At 30.8% G+C, this 516-nt stretch carries 1 protein-coding gene and 1 pseudogene; both read left to right on the forward strand.

Annotated elements, in window-relative coordinates:
• A pseudogene (locus HZY83_RS06620) lies at positions 1 to 293 on the forward strand (hypothetical protein); the annotation flags it as partial.
• Positions 294 to 299: 6 nt separating this feature from the next.
• The coding region (locus tag HZY83_RS06625) for a DUF188 domain-containing protein (RefSeq protein ID WP_179943266.1) at positions 300 to 516 on the forward strand (217 nt) is incomplete at its 3' end.

Genomic DNA, 516 nt, shown 5'->3' on the forward strand with positions numbered 1-516 from the left:
GTATTAAAGATATGAAAAAATCTCAAAAGTACGAAGAAAAAGTAGGTCTTACTCCAGGCAAGTTGGACGATAAAACTGAGAAAAAAGGCGAAAAACTTGAAAAAGATAATCGTAAAGATGTAAAAAAATTAGATAAAAAGCTTCAAAAAAATATTGAAAAACGTCACAAACAAGAAGAAAAACAACAAGAAGCAGAGAAAAAGGCTAGAAAAAAAGAATTTAAAAAATATGATGATTACGTGGCTGACAGCGTTGTAAAACAAAATAAAGAATCTGATAACACTCAAGGTTAGTTGTTAATGGTCAAAGTAATCATAGATGGAGATGCTTGTCCTGTTGTTAATTCAGTGATTGAATTAACTAAAGGGACAGGCATTTTTGTTAACGTTTTAAGAAGTTTTAGTCACTTTTCTCATCAAATTCAGCCTGAACATGTAAAAACTGTGTATGTTGACGATGGGCCAGATGCTGTTGATTATAAAATTGTACAATTAGCTAAAAAGGAAGATATTGTCC

Origin of the sequence: Gemella sp. GH3 (assembly GCF_013415425.1) — a bacterium.
Lineage (GTDB): Bacteria > Bacillota > Bacilli > Staphylococcales > Gemellaceae > Gemelliphila.